Origin of the sequence: Aerococcus urinae (genome assembly GCF_001543175.1) — a bacterium.
GTDB classification, from domain to species: Bacteria; Bacillota; Bacilli; order Lactobacillales; family Aerococcaceae; genus Aerococcus; species Aerococcus urinae.
The window spans coordinates 165,860-181,382 of sequence record NZ_CP014161.1 but is presented as its reverse complement, the minus strand read 5'-3'; the positions used below and the strand labels follow the sequence as shown (position 1 = coordinate 181,382).

Genomic DNA, 15,523 nt, shown 5'->3' with positions numbered 1-15,523 from the left:
TATGTCACATCCTTTCACAAATCAAACCATATTTTTGATCATACATTAATTTATAATCATTGATTACAAATTCATGATTTTCATCAAATATAATACCTAAGCTACCCTTTAACCAGCTTTGTTCTTGCCATTCTGATAGATATTTAAGATTATATCTTTCTAAAAAATTAATATTTTTATCAATTATATCATTATATAAGTAGCTCAATTGATAAGGTAAACGCAGTGTTTCTTTGGCAATTTCTTTAGCTACATTTGGATCGTCTATTCTTTCAGAAAGATCCACTTCTTCAGCAAAAGTACCATAACCACTACCAATTTTCTTAAGTGCAATCACCTCAATAGTCTCTTGACTATCACGAACTTGAGCATAAGCCCTTTCTTCACTTTCCTCAGTAGAGGGACTTTTTAACCATCCAACTAAAGTTTTTTTACCACTATGATCAGGAGAAGCGAGTAAATACCCTTTTGCTTTGGCTTTTTTACTTTTAAGGTAGCTTTCATACTTCAAAACCATTTCTTCATATTTAGCTTGAATGTCATGATTTAAATCCATGGTTTTATCACTATAAACGGCTTGTACTAAAGAAGAAATATCATTTGGAATATTTAATATATCTGGCAAAAAGTATTGTGTCCTAGCTAAAAGATAGCCACCGTACACCGATTCTGATCCTTTTTCAAATTCTAAAGATTCACTGATTCCTAAAACATAAAGCACGGGCTCATGATGTTTACTAGGCCGGTTAATTTCATGACGGTGCATACGGCCAACCCTCTGAATTAGTAAGTCCATAGGAGCTAAATCACTAATTAGTACATCAAAATCGATATCTAAAGATTGTTCAATGACTTGAGTACCAATAATTACCTTTCTTTCTGGACGTTTTTTATCCTTACCAATTTGCTGAAGGAGGTGGTTTTCCTTAGCAGCACGTTCAGTCGCAATAAAATTAGAATGGAGCAATTCAACGAAATCTTCCCCTATCTGCTTGGAAAGAGCTTTTGCTATCACTTGAGCTCGTTTAACAGTATTCACAATAATACCAATGACTCCTCCGGATTGAAGTAGATCTTCCACTAATTCTATGAGAATATCCATTTGCTCCATCACAGGTAATTTATGAACCTTTACAGTCTGATATTTAATATCTTTATCATCAAAATGGGTTTCTTGATGGACGGTATCTCCATCAGTATAAGTGATTAAGGGATAAGCAGTTGTATTAAATTGGTCAGGTGTATCAATTCTTTTTACCTGTTTCTTTCGTCCCTTTAGATAGGATTGTATCATTTCTAAGCGTTTATCCGCTGGCAAAGTAGCCGAAAGAATAATAACAGGCACCTGGTAGGCCCCCATCCATTCAAGAGCTCGATATAAATAAGTACTCATATATGCATCGTAAGAATGGACTTCATCGATGATAACAACTTTCTTACTAAAGCCCAGGTGACGAAGCATCAAATGTTTTTGCTTAAGTGCTAATAGGAGAAACTGATCGACAGTACCAACGACAAAATCATCTAAAGCGGTTGTTTTTCGCCCGGCAAACCATTCATTGGTAATAATCGTACTCTCTTCCCCACCATCAGGGTCAACTTGATGCGCTAGCTTGGCAAAGTCATCATTCAGTGCTGCCTTTCCGTGAGCTAAGCGGAGGGACGCTTTATCGCCATTAAGTTCTTCAACTCTTTCTAACCAATCTTTTATACGAGGGAAAATACCATTTGACGTTGCTTGAGTAGGCAAACCAAAATACACACCAGAACGACCAGTTTTAAAGGCTAATTGCTCTGCTCCTGCTAGAGCAGCTTCTGTCTTACCTAGTCCCATTGGCGCTTCTAAAATAAATATCCCTGGTTGATCACTTGCTTCAATGGTTTCTGAGAATACCTGCTGCATGTCTCGCGGAGAAAACTTAAAACGATCTTCATAAAATTGATCAATATCAGTAGCTCCATGAGGCTGCCAGAGATCAGTCTTCTTCCACTGAGTAAATCCTTTTTCCAGTCGACTTTGAGAGAAATCAGAAACGGAGTCATGATCAATTGGAATTAAAGGAAAATAATGTTCATTACTAGCAATCCAGTCAGCCATAATTAGGGCTCCCGCTAACAACACTTGTCCTGCTTGACTAATCTCAGGAAGTTCATCCACCTGGGTATAACCAGATAAATTTAAAGCCCAGTTAAAAATATTTTTTTGTGCCCTTTGCCAGGTTTGGTAAATAGGTGCATCTGGATTATCACTTTGGAAATAGTTATTTCCATAGGATTTTAACTGATCTTTATAGTCTCGATTAGAATCTACTGGCTTGCCGTGGTGGGCCCCAACAATCGAAGCGATATCCTTATTAATTTGATCATCTATCAGAAGGGCCTGGCCGGCCAAACTATGATGGCTTTTCTGACGATCGGATAACTGCACCTTACTTATCCCTATAAACCCAGCTCTCTCTAGCTTTTCTAACAATAACTTTTCAAGGTCTTCTGAATGATGAGAAAAGTTGGGCATAGCCTGAAAAGCGGGACTAGCCTTGCCCCCATCATGGATTGCAGCAAGATATTGATAGAGTTTTTTAGCCCCATCACTATTAGTGTGAGAGGCCATTTGAATAAATTCTTTTTGACCCGGACTCATCCAGTGTTCCCAAAGTGCTCCAGCTACGCCATAAGTATCCTTTAAGTGTTGAATTAAAGGAAGCCAATAAAACTGTCCAATCTTTTCGCTTTTTTTGCCCCACAAGGCAGAAATCATTTGGTTGATATGATCACATCCTTTCTTATTTTTAGTAATATTGTTATTTTTATATTACTGGACAAACTGATTAATTGCAACCGATTACTTTATTATAAAAATGTTTTTACAAAAAAACTTCCTGACAACAATCAGGAAGTTCCCCCGCGAATGCGGGAAATAATATATGCGCTCCATCTTATCAAAATGACAATAGGATCACCCCCGCAGGTGCGGGAAAATTAATCTAGACCCTAACTAATATGCTGTTAGTTTACTAGAAATACCACAAGCTAGTCCCCTGCTCTAATTTCATCAGAAATCTCTAAATAAATTGGGGTGTGGTCTTGGCGGGTGCCGGAATCAATCATTTCCGACTTTTCAACAGCATCAGCAATACGATCACTGACCAGGAAGTAATCAATCCGCCAGCCTGAGTTATTGATTTTGCTGGTTTTAACCCTTTGTGCCCACCAGCTATAGACACCTTCTACATCGCCATGAATGTGACGGAAAGTATCAGTAAAACCATGGGCTAATAGCTTGGTAAAACCAGACCGTTCTTCATCAGTAAAACCGGCTGATTTATGATTATTTTCCGGATGAGCCAAGTCGATTTCTTTATGCGCCACATTAAAGTCCCCCGTAGCAATAAGGGGCTTTTCTTGGTCCAGTTGACTCAAGTATTGGGCATATTTTTCATCCCAAACTTGGCGTTCTTCTAAACGTTTCAAGCCATTGCCCGCATTAGGGGTATACACTTGGGTAAAGTAAAAGGGTCCAAAATCAAGGGTAATAATCCGTCCCTCAGAATCCATAGTATCCGGAGCACCTATCTTAGGGTAAGAAATACTTGGTTCCAAGTGGTTTTTGTAGAGAACCATGTTTCCGGCATAGGATTTACGGGCGGGTTCGACGGAACTGACCCAGGCATTATTATAGTCAGGAAACCACTCTGCCAAGGCTTCTTGGTGTTTTTTAGTAGGTCCCTTGGCGGATAGTTTGGTTTCTTGAATAGCAATAACGTCCGGATCATATTGGTCAATGGTCTCCAAAACTTGGCGTGACAATTGGGCCCGATTGGAATCGCTAGTTAAGGCGGCATTTAAAGAATCAATATTCCATGAGATAAATTTCATTAATTACTCGGCTCCTTTAGTTTTTCTTTCAGTTCTTTCAGTTTATCATAAAGCAGCGTGATGCCCTATTACTAAGGATCGCTAAAGAAGCTCTAGCCTCCACTAGCCATCATAAGAAAGGCACTCATCACCAAGACCTTTCAAACTCTTCCAATAACGCATGGCGATCAGGATAATGAGCCTCCAACTGACTAATGAAGCAGTGACGAACAAATTGGCCTCCATCGATCGCATCCATATTCTTAAGGAAAGTCGCAATCCTTTGATATTGTGAACGATTCTTGGCGGTTTCCAGATCAACAAGAGCTTGTTTGAGGTAGCCAGTTAAGATTTGGACAGGATATTTCTCTGACTTATCAGCGATTTGACCGCCATCCTCTCTATAGCTAAGGGCAAAACGGCGCAAATAATCGACACTAGCTAGGTAATCTATATGTCGGCTAGCAAAGTCGACCACTTTCTCACTAGGCTCTAATTCTTGATAGAGTTTAAACAGAGCTTCAAAATACCATTCTAAGTCTTGGTCGGGAAACTGCTCTTGCAAGGTCTCCATACGATACAAACAAGCTCTCAATAGCCGTTGACGCTCTTGGAAACGGTCAAAATGACGGCCAATTACTTGGGGAAGGAGGAGGTCAATCCAGAAACTATGATGGTTGTTTAATAGAGCCAGTAGCATGGCTAGCCCTTCTTCGCGCTCTTCCTGGCTGAGATAATCCACAATTGATCCATAAGCCTGGTCGCAGAGGTTGATCACAATCGCGGCTTGCCCAAATTCCTCTTCAAATTCAACCTGGTCGACCATTTCAATGACATGGTTTAATAGCATCAGAGCAATAAGGGTCTGACCATGGTGGAGGATGTCATTAAGGTTGTTGTTCAAATACTTTGTCAAGTCTTCAATTAAAGCAAAGCCTTTAAAAATAGGGATTTTGCCAGCCTGACTATGTTTATAGTAAATGTCATCGACCTCATCAAATAAATCAAGAATAACATTTAACTCGTCATCGGCAACTTCATCTTCTCTTGCTAAGAGGCTATCATAAACATCATGAACAAGTTGAGGATGGTTAAGAAGGACTTGCTTAAAGTAGTGGAGCAAGCTTAATCTAGGCAATTGGGAAAGCAAGCGGTCCAATTCAGGGAAGTGATGACTCATGGCATATTCACTATAGGGTCCGAATTGATAATACAAAGCCGCTGCCGCCATGTGTTTGCAGGCTTTACCACTATCCGCATAGGGGCAGTCACAGGTCATCTTTGACACTTCTTCTTTTGGGTCTAGGTTCAATTGAACTTGATACTTTTCACTACCCCTAACCCAAAAATGATAGGTTTGATCCTTGACATAGTTATCTTCTACCCGGTCATCAGCATAATAGCGATAGCCGCGTTCATAGATTTTTTTAGGGAATTCTTGACCCAGTAAGCGCATAATTTTGACCTCCTTTCCTTAAGGTGCTTATCATCATTATACTAAAATGAAAGCGACTAGTAAGTAAAGAAAAACCCCTGCAAGTCAGTCTTCACCTGCAGAGGTTAGTGTAGCTAGATTTTGTGAGTTATTGATTTGTGAGTTATTGACAAGGATTAGTTAACCCGATTCTTAGCGTCACCCGTTTCTATCACTTCCAGGGTACTGTCTAAGCCACCATCGACCAAGGCCTTAATGGCATCATCCGTGTAGTAGGCCAAGTGAGGGGTGTAGAGAACCTTAGAATGGTTAATCAGCGTCTTTAGCCGTTCATCCTCAACAGTTTTGTCGCTCCAATCTTTGAAGACATAAGGGCCTTCCGCTTCATAGGTATCCAAAGCGGCTGAAGCAATGTGACCGGAATCAATAGCTGCTAGCAAGGCATCGGTATCTACTAAAGCTCCCCGACCATTATTAACCAGAATAGTTCCTTCCTTACATTGGGCCAATAAGTCAGCATCAAACATATGGTAATTATCCTTGGTTAAGGGCATATGGAGGCTGACAATATCGGCTTGAGCTACCGCGTCTTCCACCGAATCGACAAAGCTTAAGTATTTTTCGGCCGCTGGGTCAGGAGCAATATCATAAGCAACAACCTTACCCCCAAGGCCAGCATAAATGCGAGCTAATTCTTGACCAATATGACCGGCCCCAATGACAGCTAAGGTTAAGTCTTTTAAGACCCGACCGCGCACCTCAGGAGACCGCGAGAAATTGTGGGCCTTGGTCCGTGGCAGAATATTATTCAAACGCCGGTTTAAGTAAATAATTGTTCCCAAGGTGTATTCGGCAATAGAAACAGGGGAATAGGTAGGCACATTGGTAATAATAATGCCATTTTCCTTGGCTTGGTCTAAGTCATACATATCCACACCGGCTGAGCGTTGGGCGATTTGTTTAATGCCTAAGTCATGTAAACGCGAAAAAATCGGTTCTTCAATCCGAGGCACTTGGGATGTCGACACTCCGTCAAAACCTGCCGCCAAGTCCACCGTATCCACTGTCAACTCTTCTGTTACCAGTTTCACCTCAACTTGATGACGACTGGCCCAGGCTTCTACCAAAGGTTTCTCTTCAGCAGTCACAGCATAAACGATAATTTTAGTCATAAAATCGCCTCTTTCACTTTTTAATAATAGTACTATGAAAATTAGGCTTTGGCTATAATAACTTCTTCCAAAACCAATTCCTAATTTAAGGTATCAAACAAAAATTGAGAATAGCCCAATTTACACAAACACCACTATTACGGATCCTCACGTGCAGCACAGCAATTATCTCACGATTTTTATGCTTTCTCACTGTTCAGCCAAGCAGCTTTAATGCTATAATCCTCAATGTTAGAAACGAGGAATTATCTATGTCTAAAATTGCTTTAAATTGGAAAGAGCGGCTGATCATCGCTCTCATGCTCTTTGGTCTTTTCTTTGGGGCAGGGAATATCATCTTCCCCGTCTCTTTAGGTCAACAAGCAGCCGGCAATGTGGGACTGGCTGTGACCGGTTTTAACATTACGGCGGTCGGCTTACCCTTACTCGCCATTGCGGCTATGGGCTTTTCAGAAACCGAATCCGTCTTCCAAATCGCCAATAAGGTCAACCGCCCCTTCGCCTATTTCTTTACCATTGCCCTCTATCTCACTATCGGGCCACTCTTTGCCACACCGCGTTTAGCCACCGTTTCCTACGAGGTCGGTATCACTGATTTTGTCCCGGACCATCTAGAAACTCCCGCCCTATTCTTATATTCGGCGCTCTTCTTCCTTTTGGTCCTATGCTTTAGTTTACGCCCCTCTAAGATCATTGAATGGGTGGGTAAATACTTAACCCCAGCCTTTCTAATCCTACTGGGTGTCATCTTAGTCCGAGCCCTCTTTGACACCGGCAGCTTTCGCCAGGTGCTCTATCCTACCCCAGCCTACCAGATGGCCCCTTTAGCCATGGGTTTATTAGAAGGTTATAACACCATGGATAGTTTAGCCGGGCTAGCCTTTGGGATTATTATTATTCAATCCATCCGTGACTTTGGCATCCAACAACCTCGGCAAATCTCCCGAGAAGTGATGACCTCTGGCAGCCTAAGCATTCTCTTGATGGCTTTCATCTATATTGCCCTAGCCTTACTAGGAACCCACAGCTTACAGTTTATCCCCTTATCCGTAAACGGCGGCCAGGCTTTGTCACTGATTACCCGTCACTATTTTGGTTTAGCGGGACAGGTCCTCTTAGCAGTGATGATCACCGTAGCTTGTTTAAAGACCGCCATCGGTTTAGTCGTGGCCCTAGCAGAAACTTTTGCTACCTTTCACTTTTTTAATCTCAAGCAAAAGCACTGGACCATTATCGCCTGCCTTTTAGCTTTTCTGGTAGCCAATATCGGCTTTGATGCCATTCTATCCTTATCCCTGCCAGTATTGATGTTACTTTATCCTTTAGCCTGTGTTTTAATCTTACTTAGTCTCTTACCTCAGAGCTGGCAAAGTCCCGCTCTCTACCAAGTTACTATGGCGGTGACCTTCATCCCAGCCTGCTTAGACTTTATCAAGGCTTCGCCTGATTTTATTAGCCAAAGCGCCCTAGGAAGCACTCTAACCCAATGGGCCAGTCATTACCTACCCTTCTTCGACCTCGGTTTTGCCTGGCTTCTGCCAGCCACGATAACCATTGTCCTTTGCTTAATAGGTCAAAAGATCAGTAAAACGACCACTTAAAAATAAAAATAGCGCATCTACGCTTTTAATGAAGGCGAGATGCGCTATTTTTCTTATTATAATGCCTTATTTCACTTCCCACATATCCAAAACTGGCCCTTGGGGGAGGACTTCTTTATCAAAGGAATCGCGCCCATTCTTACCCAGGTAGGTGCCTTCCTTGATGGCTTGAAAGTTAGTCGATTGCTGGAAGGCTGGGATTTGATGTAATTTCTGTAAATGACTCCATAAATTGGGAAAATCACTTAGGCGGTATTTATTGACCTGAAAGGCCGTGTAATAAGTGGTATCAAAACGAACTAAAGGAGTGTAGAGAACCACATCCGCTAGAGTCAAGTGGTCGCCCACTAAATAATCGTGGTCAGCTAAGGCCTGGTCAATCTCTGCTAAGCGATCGAAAAATTGGTCAGCATATTGCTCATAGTCTGCTTGGTCACTGGCCTTATGGGCTTTAGTCGGAGCTCCAATTAAGTCAGTACCCACCCAGTCAAAGCATTGGTCAATCGCTTGACGTTGGTCTTTGGGATACAAGTCCCCCACTTGACTCGTCCCTAAATCCTTAAAGCGAGTAGAAAAATCTTTGATAATGTCGAGGGATTCTTGGTTGACCACTTTTTTGCTGGTCAAGTCAATCAGGGCTGGTACTGAATAGGGCCCTTCATATTCAGACTTGGTATTATGGTAGAGTTCACTCAAATATTCCACATCTAAGACAGCATCTTTACCCCTTGCTTGGTTAGAAAAGTCCCAAATCTTATCGGTTTTAATGGGTGAGGTGAGAGATTTTCCAATCACATCGTTCAAGCCTAATAAAGAACGCACGATATCTGTTCTTTGCGCAAAGGGACAAGACTGGGAAACAACTAACTGATAACGTCCACTCTCAACTGGGTAATCATAATCTTTGGCATAAACGGTTGTCATAAAAGCACTCCTTTAAGTCTATGTATCGTCTACTTACTCTCATTATATAAGAGGGACTGGACTGTTGATAGTTTTCCGCTCAAGACACTCCCTTAGGCAGCCAAGGTTAAAATCATAATTGCTCCTGCGGCCACCAAACCCACTAAAAGGGCTTCAATGGATTTTTCAACTAAAATACTTCCCACCCGGTACCAATAGTGACCTTTAGGCAGGTTCCGCACTAATAAAGAACCATTGACAAAAGCCGTTAAAAGCAACCAAATTAAAAAGAGAAAAACCAGGGCAATCGACCAGGAAGGATTAACCAGGAATTCTACCATAATCCCTACAAAGGCAATTTCTAAAATCATCGCGGCCAAACAAAAATACCGATCTTTCTGCCAAAGTGAGTGGATAAAATGTCTACGTTTTTGAAAATGATTAGAATCTTCTTTCACGACTTCCACCACCTTAGTTTACTTATTCAATGTAATTATACTAAATCTGGTGCTTTTATAGTAATAATATCCTAAGGTCGCCAAAGCTTACAGCAATTAAAAAAAGCCCGCTATCATGAACTAGCGAACTCTCGGTCTTCACTAAAAAGGAAGGTCATCGTCAAAGAATGAGTCAGGGCCAAAGTTTGGATTGCTTGGTTCTCGAGGTGTATCCCAGAGGCCAAAGTCATAGCCAAAATTAGGGTCAAAGCCAAGATCAAGATCTTGGTGAATTTGTTCCTGAGGCGTATCTAAGAGACCAAAAAAGTCTAGGTATCCACCCTTGCCTTGCTTGATCTTGATGCTGAAGATCGGATCATTTGTAGAAGATATATTATAGGAATTTGAATTATGTTTTATCAGCTGTTCTTTAAATACCTCGTATCCTGCATTATTAGAAAAAACACAAACCGTCTTGTCATAAAAGTCTCCAGGGGAAACAACTTTTAATTTAATAAATTCACTGTTATTCTTCGCGATAAACTCTCGGAAAGAAGCAAATTTCACTTGAACCTTTTTCCCTAGGCCGTGGTATTTATTCTTGGTACAGGATAAGAATTTAAATTGCATTTCCGGATTTTTCGCCTTTAATAGACCCAGGGAAATCTTAGCCGTATCCCCTCTTTCAAAGAGGTCATCAATCACTAGCCCAATCGGTTGGGCTGAGCCGGTTTTTGAGTAGCTGGGAAAATCTTTGGGAAGTCGAATACAGCTTGCTTCAAAGTTTTCACTGCTGACTATACTATCTTTAGCCGCCACATTATCCTTTTTAAAGAGACAGCCTTTGTGATAGGGAAGACCTAATTGTTCAGAGAGAACATTGACTAAATCATAGATGAATTTCACTTGCCCATTAGGATTCCAGCGTGTTCGTGGATTGAAAGAAGGGGCAGGAATAAGAAAATCAAATGCTAAGTCGATCTCTCCAAGGCCTTTGCCGACAAAACCCGCTAATTTAAATAATTCATTCATATAAGCTTTCTTGAGCCAGTCTGGTAAATCATTATAGGGCTGCTGCATTTGGGGCGTATATACATATTTTAACTGATAAATGCTCTTTCCAATTGCGGTATGCTCTGGGCCTCTATCCTCGTTTACTTTGTCCTTATACCAATCCAGATAATAAGCTTCAAAATCGGTGATTTCTTCAATAGGATGAATATGTTTTAGTTTTTCTGCTTGCTTCACTGTCATGATAGTAGCCTTTCTAGACTAAAAAAGCGTCGTTTGTTGGAAATCAGAATCTTTACTAGCGGTCAGTTGACGTTCGCTTTGTAATAAATCAGTAAATTTGCTAAAAATTTTATTGCGCTTGATTGTAGCAGGCTGGTCGTCTTTATTTACACCACGCGAGGAGAGAATTAGGTCTTTTTCTTCTCTACTTAGCCTCTCCCCTTGATAGCTATTAATCAATGCTTCTAATTGCTTGAGTCCTTCCTCACCCTTTAAATTGTGAGAGCGGGTGGCATTCTCAAATACATAAAAAAACTTCACTGATTTGCCTTGTAGGAGCATTTGGATCGTGTTCCTTAGGGTGCCGGATGAAACCTGTAGGGCGCCAAAACGGTTCTTTTTTATAGGATCAAAAATGGCTAAGCCCCAATGGGAGTCATTGACCATTTGCCGGTCCTTCATCATTTGTTGCTCTTGCCCATTAAGACCGTCATCAGGATGAACATAGCGAACCTTCCAGTCCTTTTCAATAGCAATCCGTGGCTTTTGATTAATAGTATAAATTTCAACATGCTTATAATTTTCGAGTCGAAGCAAGTCGGCGACTTCTTTATCGATCCCCTTGTTGGAGTCTCCTAAGTTAATCTTGATGCCTTGTCCAATAATGGCGTCAATGGAATCTAGTACTTCTTGGGATAATTGGTTTTGCGTTCTCGACCCAGATATGAAAACACTCCGAGCAGATTCAGCCATAAGCGACTACCTCCTAAAGTTTACAATGCTAGCTATTTGTTTTATGATCGTCTCCCTAGCATAGGAAAGGATAATAAACTTATTTTACTTTCACATTATAGCATGTTCACTACTCAGCTTGGATAATTCGAACTGAGGATTTTAAAAGGAAAAATTGATTCAAACTAATAAAAAAAGAGACTTCAATAGAGCCCCTAATAAATCAAATATTATCAATTTCTTTTTGAACTTACCCAACAAGTAGGTAAGGACTCATTATTAATGTTTCTTCTCATATGCCTTAGCCACTGTAAGAAAGTAGTCTGATAAGGTAAGGTCATGTTCCTTCGCTTGGGCTTTTAAGTACTTTCTTTCTTCTTCCGTGAATTTCATATTCAAAGTTTTATCGCGCTTTCGCCCTGTTGCTGGACGGCCACGAGGGCGTTTCTTTTCTTGCGTCACAGCGAGTCTCCTACTTTCTATTATCATATATTACGCTTACCAATAAAGCACCAGACTAAGGGGGGACCTCTTCATGAGCGAAAAGCCCCTGCCTCTAGACTAAGTTTCTTTAAATATCATAAAGTGTTTAAAGTTTTCTCGAGCAATTGTTGACTATGTTTCAATTAGCTAAGTTCAAGATCCACTTTAATAGGAACCAGTAATGCATCTTCAGAAATTTTCAAGTCATCAGGAGACGATGCTTTGGGGATTGAATCGCCTTCTTTTTTGGCTACAATTAACCATCCTTCAAGAAGATCCTTAGCCATATAGAGGGCATCGTTCATATCTTCACCGAAAGAGTAAGCGTCATCTAAATCTGGAAATTCAATAGCATATTTGTCTTCTGATGGAGTAAAGATTGCATAGTATAAATACATAGCTAACTTCCTTTCAGATTAACACTCGCATGGGCGGAAAAAGGTTTAGCTGGTGACAGAATGACTTATTCCACTGGGATCACCCCCGCATGTGCGGGAAAAGGAGTTACTAGCCAAGGTAGACGGCCGGTCTGAAGGATCACCCCCGCATGTGCGGGAAAAAGTATCAAGGAGATTTAAAAGAATCACTTGATAGTGGATCACCCCCGCATGTGCGGGAAAAAGTATTTTTAATCTGACTAGTAATATCTGCTCGATGGATCACCCCCGCATGTGCGGGAAAAAGAGAATCTGTTGGGCTTCTCGATAACTGATTTTAGGATCACCCCCGCATGTGCGGGAAAAGGAGTTACTAGCCAAGGTAGACGGCCGGTCTGAAGGATCACCCCCGCATGTGCGGGAAAAAGTATCAAGGAGATTTAAAAGAATCACTTGATAGTGGATCACCCCCGCATGTGCGGGAAAAAGTATTTTTAATCTGACTAGTAATATCTGCTCGATGGATCACCCCCGCATGTGCGGGAAAAAGTGTCTTTTTAAGGTATAGAGTTTCAGACTCCCAGGATCACCCCCGCATGTGCGGGAAAAAGTTCATCTATATCGTATAAACGATCGTCAGGGTAGGATCACCCCCGCATGTGCGGGAAAAAGTGAAAACATTTATTAGCTTGATCGCTTACGACAGGATCACCCCCGCATGTGCGGGAAAAAGAAATTGAAATGAAATTAAACATAGACCAATTGGGGATCACCCCCGCATGTGCGGGAAAAAGTTCCCTAGACTAGGCAAAGCGCCTAGTTTCGAAGGATCACCCCCGCATGTGCGGGAAAAAGAAACGCCAAATAGTAGACTTAATTACGGCAATAAGGATCACCCCCGCATGTGCGGGAAAAAGATATATTATGAGTGATGATAGTTATAGCTTGTAGGATCACCCCCGCATGTGCGGGAAAAAGGGTAAGCATCGACTACATACTAGGACAAACCAAGGATCACCCCCGCATGTGCGGGAAAAAGTGCTTTCCCTTAACTTACTTTTATCTTAACACGGGATCACCCCCGCATGTGCGGGAAAAAGCAACCTCTTTGTTTTCTCAAACTTCTTATTTTGGGATCACCCCCGCATGTGCGGGAAAAAGTCGACTTCCTCATGATTTAGACTGATATGTTCGGGATCACCCCCGCATGTGCGGGAAAAAGTAAGTATCAAATCTGTGCAGGTAACTATAAGGAGGATCACCCCCGCATGTGCGGGAAAAAGGGTAGACGAAGAACTCATCTTACAACTTCATAGGGATCACCCCCGCATGTGCGGGAAAAAGTTTCTGGCATGTTTTTATCCTCCTAATTCTTTGGGATCACCCCCGCATGTGCGGGAAAAAGATCGCTCTTGTGAGATCAGCTAAGGGGTGATGAGGATCACCCCCGCATGTGCGGGAAAAAGAGCGGGACGAGATTAAAGATGTGGGAGGCTTTGGGATCACCCCCGCATGTGCGGGAAAAAGTCGACTTCCTCATGATTTAGACTGATATGTTCGGGATCACCCCCGCATGTGCGGGAAAAAGATCGCTCTTGTGAGATCAGCTAAGGGGTGATGAGGATCACCCCCGCATGTGCGGGAAAAAGTTGAGCCTGTTGACCGCTCCCATGACTTAACTGGGATCACCCCCGCATGTGCGGGAAAAAGAAACGAACTAGGTAACGGTTTGTCTTTGATGCAGGATCACCCCCGCATGTGCGGGAAAAAGTCCGCTCTTTCGCTTAAAGGAAGGAGGTGAGTGGGATCACCCCCGCATGTGCGGGAAAAAGGTTTGATCCATTTCAAAAGCGATCTCTTTATAAGGATCACCCCCGCATGTGCGGGAAAAAGAAGTGTTTGCTGGTGGTGTTAGAAATGTAACTAGGATCACCCCCGCATGTGCGGGAAAAAGCATGAAAACATTTATTAGCTTGATCGTGTTTGAGGATCACCCCCGCATGTGCGGGAAAAAGGGATTCCCAGTATTGCCTTCAATGGTAGTGATAGGATCACCCCCGCATGTGCGGGAAAAAGACAATATTAGCTATATCCCTTTGGGTATAGCCGTGGATCACCCCCGCATGTGCGGGAAAAAGGTTAATTCTTTCGCCTAACTTTTGAGTTGAGAAGGATCACCCCCGCATGTGCGGGAAAAAGACTAAAAGATCCCTATCAAATCAAGCTTTGTAATTCCGAACCTACCCAATTTCATTTACTTTTATTTTATCATAACAAAAAGACAAGGGCTTTTGCTAGCATTTATAATGCTGCAAACGTTTAGTCTGTACTCGGCCCCGATGCAAGAAATAACAAGGCCGTCCCTTATGTTCACTAAGGGAACCCAGTTGTTCCTGACAATGTGGACACAACAAGGCATTGTCCCGTTGACCAAAGTCATATTCAGCTTCAATAATTCGGTGAATTTGTAATTTGATCAGATTCCCGCGGCCAACCTTCCAGTAAACACAGAGATCGTGTTTACACTGCATACAAGTCACTAAGAGTGGGTGGGCGTTTTTAATCTTACCTGGACTAGGATTTTTATAAGGCATCATTCCCCTCACTCCCTTCTTACTTCAACTATATTCTCTCTGAATTAATCAAACTGGGTCTGCCAATCCTCGCTTCGATACGCTTGAAAGCACATAGCAATTTGCTCAGCTGTGGTTCGTTCTGGATCTAGGTCTGGCAATTGGTCGGCTTTAAAGTACTGGCTAGCGCTGGTTTCAATATTATCTTGATAATGCCCACCCAAGTCCTCACACAAATAAAATATTTTTACAATACTATAAGCGTAGGGTGGTTGGTTATGTTTATCGCGATCTTGGACAGCGATGACTGATTTCACTTTCACCTCACGACCAGCTTCTTCCTTAGCCTCCTTGATCGTATTTTCCATAGGAGACATATTCATCTCACACCAGCCGCCTGGTAAGGACCATAAACCATTGCGTTCCTTGACTAAAAGGATCTCATCATCTTGGATAATAGCTGCCCGGGTATCTACTTTTGGAGTCTGGTAACCCTCATCCCCACAAAAGAGGTCTTGAACTTCTTGCCAATTGAGCTGGGTCTTCTTCACCATAATTTCTGCCGCAATATCCCGTATTCTTTGGTAACGTTCTCGATCGAAATCATCACGGCCGTAGTGTAAGCCGGCTTGGGCTATACTTTGTAATTCGATGGCGATCTCAACTAATTTATCTGCTTCCATACATACCACCCTTTCTCTACTCCTTTAAGCTTAGCGATT

At 42.0% G+C, this 15,523-nt stretch carries 13 protein-coding genes and 1 CRISPR repeat array; of the genes, 1 reads left to right on the top strand and 12 read right to left on the bottom strand.

Annotated features, from left to right (window positions below):
• Positions 1 to 4: 4 nt before the first annotated feature.
• From AWM73_RS00820 to AWM73_RS00805, 4 genes are all read right to left on the bottom strand, one after another.
• Positions 5 to 2,758: a CRISPR-associated helicase/endonuclease Cas3 gene (locus AWM73_RS00820; RefSeq protein ID WP_060777638.1), complete on the bottom strand. Its 2,754-nt coding sequence runs from the start codon at positions 2,756 to 2,758 to the stop codon at positions 5 to 7.
• A 272-nt stretch (positions 2,759 to 3,030) separates the two neighbouring features.
• On the bottom strand, positions 3,031 to 3,876 hold the full coding sequence (locus tag AWM73_RS00815; protein ID WP_060777637.1) for an exodeoxyribonuclease III: 846 nt from the start codon (positions 3,874 to 3,876) through the stop codon (positions 3,031 to 3,033).
• A 127-nt stretch (positions 3,877 to 4,003) separates the two neighbouring features.
• Complete coding sequence (locus AWM73_RS00810; RefSeq protein WP_060777636.1) at positions 4,004 to 5,311, bottom strand: SWIM zinc finger family protein; 1,308 nt, start codon at positions 5,309 to 5,311, stop codon at positions 4,004 to 4,006.
• A 155-nt stretch (positions 5,312 to 5,466) separates the two neighbouring features.
• Positions 5,467 to 6,462, bottom strand: coding sequence for a D-2-hydroxyacid dehydrogenase (locus AWM73_RS00805; protein ID WP_060777635.1), 996 nt, complete (start codon positions 6,460 to 6,462; stop codon positions 5,467 to 5,469).
• Between the two features lie 251 nt (positions 6,463 to 6,713).
• Between AWM73_RS00805 and brnQ the strand changes: the two genes are divergently transcribed.
• Positions 6,714 to 8,063 carry a branched-chain amino acid transport system II carrier protein gene (gene brnQ, locus AWM73_RS00800; protein ID WP_060777634.1) on the top strand — a complete coding sequence of 450 codons (1,350 nt, stop codon included), beginning with the start codon at positions 6,714 to 6,716 and terminating at the stop codon, positions 8,061 to 8,063.
• A gap of 66 nt (positions 8,064 to 8,129) precedes the next feature.
• On the opposite strand, the gene AWM73_RS00795 is transcribed toward brnQ, so the two are convergent.
• From AWM73_RS00795 to AWM73_RS00760, 8 genes are all read right to left on the bottom strand, one after another.
• Positions 8,130 to 8,987: a glutathione S-transferase C-terminal domain-containing protein gene (locus AWM73_RS00795; protein ID WP_060777633.1), complete on the bottom strand. Its 858-nt coding sequence runs from the start codon at positions 8,985 to 8,987 to the stop codon at positions 8,130 to 8,132.
• A gap of 92 nt (positions 8,988 to 9,079) precedes the next feature.
• A complete protein-coding gene (locus AWM73_RS00790) occupies positions 9,080 to 9,424 on the bottom strand; it encodes a hypothetical protein (protein WP_060777632.1) in 345 nt (114 codons plus the stop codon).
• Between the two features lie 141 nt (positions 9,425 to 9,565).
• Positions 9,566 to 10,657 carry a hypothetical protein gene (locus AWM73_RS00785; protein ID WP_060777631.1) on the bottom strand — a complete coding sequence of 364 codons (1,092 nt, stop codon included), beginning with the start codon at positions 10,655 to 10,657 and terminating at the stop codon, positions 9,566 to 9,568.
• 18 nt (positions 10,658 to 10,675) lie between these two features.
• On the bottom strand, positions 10,676 to 11,389 hold the full coding sequence (locus AWM73_RS00780) for a hypothetical protein (protein ID WP_060777630.1): 714 nt from the start codon (positions 11,387 to 11,389) through the stop codon (positions 10,676 to 10,678).
• A 258-nt stretch (positions 11,390 to 11,647) separates the two neighbouring features.
• Positions 11,648 to 11,830, bottom strand: coding sequence for a plasmid mobilization protein (locus tag AWM73_RS00775; RefSeq protein ID WP_060777629.1), 183 nt, complete (start codon positions 11,828 to 11,830; stop codon positions 11,648 to 11,650).
• A gap of 164 nt (positions 11,831 to 11,994) precedes the next feature.
• Complete coding sequence (locus tag AWM73_RS00770) at positions 11,995 to 12,249, bottom strand: type II toxin-antitoxin system HicB family antitoxin (protein ID WP_060777628.1); 255 nt, start codon at positions 12,247 to 12,249, stop codon at positions 11,995 to 11,997.
• A 76-nt stretch (positions 12,250 to 12,325) separates the two neighbouring features.
• A CRISPR array of direct repeats spans positions 12,326 to 14,427; the repeat unit is 28 nt; unit sequence GGATCACCCCCGCATGTGCGGGAAAAAG.
• A gap of 95 nt (positions 14,428 to 14,522) precedes the next feature.
• Entirely contained in the window at positions 14,523 to 14,825 is a 303-nt protein-coding gene (locus tag AWM73_RS00765) for a hypothetical protein (protein ID WP_060777627.1), read from the bottom strand.
• Positions 14,826 to 14,866: 41 nt separating this feature from the next.
• A complete protein-coding gene (locus AWM73_RS00760) occupies positions 14,867 to 15,484 on the bottom strand; it encodes an NUDIX hydrolase N-terminal domain-containing protein (RefSeq protein ID WP_060777626.1) in 618 nt (205 codons plus the stop codon).
• Between the last annotated feature and the right edge of the window lie 39 nt (positions 15,485 to 15,523).

Coding starts and splice junctions, on each gene's coding strand:
- AWM73_RS00820 (WP_060777638.1), bottom strand. CDS start 2,758: ATGATTTCTGCCTTGTGGGGCAAAAAAAGCGAAAAGATTGGACAGTTT.
- AWM73_RS00815 (WP_060777637.1), bottom strand. CDS start 3,876: ATGAAATTTATCTCATGGAATATTGATTCTTTAAATGCCGCCTTAACT.
- AWM73_RS00810 (WP_060777636.1), bottom strand. CDS start 5,311: ATGCGCTTACTGGGTCAAGAATTCCCTAAAAAAATCTATGAACGCGGC.
- AWM73_RS00805 (WP_060777635.1), bottom strand. CDS start 6,462: ATGACTAAAATTATCGTTTATGCTGTGACTGCTGAAGAGAAACCTTTG.
- brnQ (WP_060777634.1), top strand. CDS start 6,714: ATGTCTAAAATTGCTTTAAATTGGAAAGAGCGGCTGATCATCGCTCTC.
- AWM73_RS00795 (WP_060777633.1), bottom strand. CDS start 8,987: ATGACAACCGTTTATGCCAAAGATTATGATTACCCAGTTGAGAGTGGA.
- AWM73_RS00785 (WP_060777631.1), bottom strand. CDS start 10,657: ATGACAGTGAAGCAAGCAGAAAAACTAAAACATATTCATCCTATTGAA.
- AWM73_RS00780 (WP_060777630.1), bottom strand. CDS start 11,389: ATGGCTGAATCTGCTCGGAGTGTTTTCATATCTGGGTCGAGAACGCAA.
- AWM73_RS00770 (WP_060777628.1), bottom strand. CDS start 12,249: ATGTATTTATACTATGCAATCTTTACTCCATCAGAAGACAAATATGCT.
- AWM73_RS00765 (WP_060777627.1), bottom strand. CDS start 14,825: ATGATGCCTTATAAAAATCCTAGTCCAGGTAAGATTAAAAACGCCCAC.
- AWM73_RS00760 (WP_060777626.1), bottom strand. CDS start 15,484: ATGGAAGCAGATAAATTAGTTGAGATCGCCATCGAATTACAAAGTATA.